Annotated in this window: 3 protein-coding genes; 1 reads left to right on the forward strand and 2 read right to left on the reverse strand. The window is 58.4% G+C overall.

The genetic code is table 11. From position 1 onward, the window contains the following. Window positions 1–986 (reverse strand): tRNA-dihydrouridine synthase family protein (locus tag IRZ24_RS18075; protein WP_297167379.1); only part of this gene is annotated, 986 nt, incomplete at its 3' end. Between the two features lie 320 nt (window positions 987–1,306). Between IRZ24_RS18075 and IRZ24_RS18080 the strand changes: the two genes are divergently transcribed. After that, on the forward strand, window positions 1,307–2,470 hold the full coding sequence (locus IRZ24_RS18080; protein WP_297167382.1) for an acyl-CoA dehydrogenase family protein: 1,164 nt from the start codon (window positions 1,307–1,309) through the stop codon (window positions 2,468–2,470). A 282-nt stretch (window positions 2,471–2,752) separates the two neighbouring features. On the opposite strand, the gene IRZ24_RS18085 is transcribed toward IRZ24_RS18080, so the two are convergent. Then, window positions 2,753–3,605: alpha/beta hydrolase (locus tag IRZ24_RS18085; RefSeq protein ID WP_297167385.1), on the reverse strand; the 853-nt coding region annotated here is incomplete at its 5' end.

The following is a 3,605-nucleotide window of genomic DNA, read 5'->3' on the forward strand; positions in this document are numbered from 1 at the left end:
CCTTTCAGCCTGGTATAGATGCGGGCGTGTTCCAGGGCCATCAGCAAACGTTCCTCACGGCTCGGGTTAGGCGGCGGCAGATCAGCCTCTGTCGGCTCGAGGCCGGCCTGAAGCAGACTCTTCATCCGCTCACGATCGCGAAAGATCCAGGGATTACCCAGGCTAGCACGCCCGATCAGCACCCCATGAACGCCTGTTTCGCGGATGCGCTTAGCCGCCTCATAGAGCGAATGGATATCGCCGTTACCGAGAATCAGGGTATCTGTCTGGCGCACAATCTCGGCGGCGGTGGCGATGGCCTCCCAATTAGCTTCACCCTTGTAGTGCTGTACCAATGTTCGCCCGTGCAGCGAAATGGCAAACGGCTCCGTCTCTAGTAAGTGCTGTACCCAGTCCTTAATTACAATCGAGTCATAGCCCAGACGTGTCTTGACCGAGACTGGAATCAGCCGTCGTTCGCTGCGCGGCTGGTCACCCCAGATGCGGATGCGCTCCTCATTCATCTGCCGAATGCGCTGGATGCGCTCAGGCTCCATCCCCAGGTCCTCCAGCGTCTGGCCGTTGGCCCAATCGCGCACTCCGCGCTGGGTGGCGCGGATGATCTCTTTGGCTAACTCTGGCGTACGAATCAGGGCCGCGCCGCCACCACGACTGGCCACGCTTTTCGCTGGGCAACCCATATTGATGTCAACGCCATCGAAACCCAGCTCGCAGACCACGTGCGCAGCCCGATAGAAAGACTCGGGGTTATTGCCAAAGATCTGCGCCACGACAGGCCGTTCGGCGGGAGTATAGAGGAAATCGCGAAAGATGCGATCGCTGCCTCGCCACAGGCCCTCAACGTTGGTAAATTCTGTAATCACCAGGTCAGGCCGCCCATACAGGCCATGCATGGTGCGGCATGGCGCATCTGTCACACCGTCCATCGGGGCCAGCCCAACAATCGGTTGTGGTATCGTTTCCCAGAATGATGGATACCTTGTCATATCTTCCTCAAGTGCCACCTTCTCCTACCGGATTGGCTACCTGTTGCCCTGGCAGATAAAACCCTAGAGGATGACTACAAGCCAGGCACTGGCATGAGCACCTGGATGCCCTCCTCTCTATCTCCATTGGGATTATAGCCTTATGGCGGTCACTCTGACAAGCGAACCCCGTTCCTCTTGCTCGGCTGGCATCTGCCGGCAGCCTTGGGATATAATGGGCCGCAGGAGCAGTGATGCTCATTGCCGCTTTGGAACAGCAGAGCTGCTTGCTCCGCTTATCTTGTCTGGATCTCCGGCTGCAGTAAAGGAGTCTACGCGCGATGAATTTTTATCTGACCGAAGAGCAGCAATTAATCCGCGACACAGCCAGACGCATCGCCAGAGAAGTCGTTGCGCCTCGCGCACCTGAGCTTGATGATACTGGGATCTACCCCGAAGATATTTTCCAGGTTTATAAGGAGACTGGCCTGCTAGGCCTGGGCTTCCCTGAAGAACTGGGAGGCAGTGGAGCTGGCATCTTTGGGCTAGCGCTGGCGATAGAAGAGGTGGCCAAGGTCGATAACGCCTGTGCCTTGATCCTTCTCCTGACTCGTCTCTCCACCAGCGCCATTCTGAAAGCCGGTACTGAAGAGCAGAAGCAGAAGTACTGCGCAGGCACTGCGCGCGGTGAGCTGCGTGGCGCCTTTGCCCTCACCGAGCCAGGAGCTGGCTCCGATTCGGCCAATATCGCTACCCGTGCTGTCCGCAAAGGTGACGAATACATTCTCACAGGCACCAAATGTTACATCTCAGGGGCTAGCGTCGCAGATTTCTTTCTTGTGGCTGCTAAAACCGATCCCCAGGCTGGTTCTCGCGGGTTTAGCGTCTTCATCGTCGACCGTGAGACACCTGGTTTCCGCGTTGGCAGAGAAGACCGTAAGATGGGTGTGCATGGCGTGCCCACCTGTGAACTGATCTTCGAGGAGGCGCGTGTACCTGCTCGCAATCTGGTGGGCCGTGAGAACGAGGGGTTCAAGCTCATCATGTGGAATCTCAATTCGGTGCGCCCCTGTGTCGCAGCGCGCGGGGTCGGCACCGCCGAAGGCGCTATTCAGTATGCTGTTGACTATGCACGCCAGCGCCAGACCTTTGGCCAGCCGCTGATCGAGCATCAGGCCATTCAAATGATGATTGCTGATGTAGCCATGCGAATTGAGGCCTCGCGCTTACTGACCTATCAGGCCGCTCTACTGGTCGACGAAGGCAAGGCCGATCGGGAGCACGCACACTTTCTTTCAATGGCCAAAGCCTTTGCCACTGAGACCGCCGTCGAAGCCTGCGATAAAGCTCTCCAGATCATGGGAGGCCTGGGCTACATGCACGAGTCGCTTACAGAGCGCTTCTATCGCGATGCGCGCCAGCTTACCATTGTCGAGGGAACAAGCCAGGTTCAGCGCCTGATCATCGCGCGCGCTGTCAAGGACAACCTGCTCAACTGGTACTAGAGTCGCCCTCCAATTACCCCGAGATATAGCGCAGCTTCGCCCAGCAGGTAGCAGATCAGGCTAGTTGGAATTCTCCCAACAGAGAGGTGCTGCCTCTGCCTGATCAATGAACCTGAGCTGCTCGCTGCACTGGCGCAGCACTCTTTCCCACGCCTCTGGCTGAAAGAAACAGAAAAGACCCCATAAACAGCAGCAGGCAAAGGCGAAGTGCCCTTCGCGTAGCCATTACGGCGACGGTCACTCCTGTGCCTGCTGCTTCGCTTGCTTGTGGCGGCAATCTCATCAAGCGGCCTGGGTATGGACGGCTAGTTGGCGCTGGATAAAAGCTCCGATCCGTTGAATTGCCCTGGTTGCTTCGGGCATCCAGGGGGCTCCGATTTGCCAGACATGCCACATGCCTTCCCAGATCTCCAGCTCTACAGCTACCCCTGCCTGACGCGCGCGCTCAGCAAAAGAGATCACATCACTCAGCAGAATCTCATCGCTGCCTACCTGCAGCAGCAGTGGCGGCAGGCCGTGTAAATCACCATAGAGTGGCGAAAGCAGCGGCTCTGCCGGGTCATGATCTCCTACGTAGGCGGCGACCAGGGGGCCAACTGTCTCAGCACGCAAGACGGGATCGCGCTCGGCAAGCGTGCGCAGCGATTCCCCCTTGCCGTCAAGGGCCGTCGCGGGGGATAAACAGACCGCCGCAGCAGGAAGGGCCTCACCAGCGGCCCGCAGCGCCAGCAGGGCTGCCAGGACAAGGTTGCCCCCAGCGGAATCGCCAGCTAAGACGATCTCTGAGGCCCGACAATGCTCTTTGAGCAGCCAGCGGTAAGCGATCAGCGTATCTTCAAGCGCTGCTGGAAAGGGATGTTCAGGCGCTAGCCGATAATCGATAACCAGGGCACGCAGATGGGACGCTGCCGCAATGCGGGCCGCCAAACCGCGGTGGCTGCGCGGCGAGCCCATGACGAAGGCTCCACCGTGCAGAAATAACAATGTTCCGCAATAGCTTTTGCTCGGAGGCAAGACCCACTCAGCCGGCACTCCGCCCGCAGAGGTCGGTAGGATCTCTGTGCCGCACGGGATCGCCAGAGAAAGGAACCAGTTTCCTTTCTCCATGCTTGCTCGGAGCTGGCTAATACTGACA

It is taken from the genome of Thermogemmatispora sp. (genome assembly GCF_019683755.1).
Taxonomy (GTDB): domain Bacteria; phylum Chloroflexota; class Ktedonobacteria; order Ktedonobacterales; family Ktedonobacteraceae; genus Thermogemmatispora.

Excerpts from the sequence above, each read along its gene's own strand:
- IRZ24_RS18080 (WP_297167382.1), top strand. The coding sequence starts at position 1,307 with ATGAATTTTTATCTGACCGAAGAGCAGCAATTAATCCGCGACACAGCC.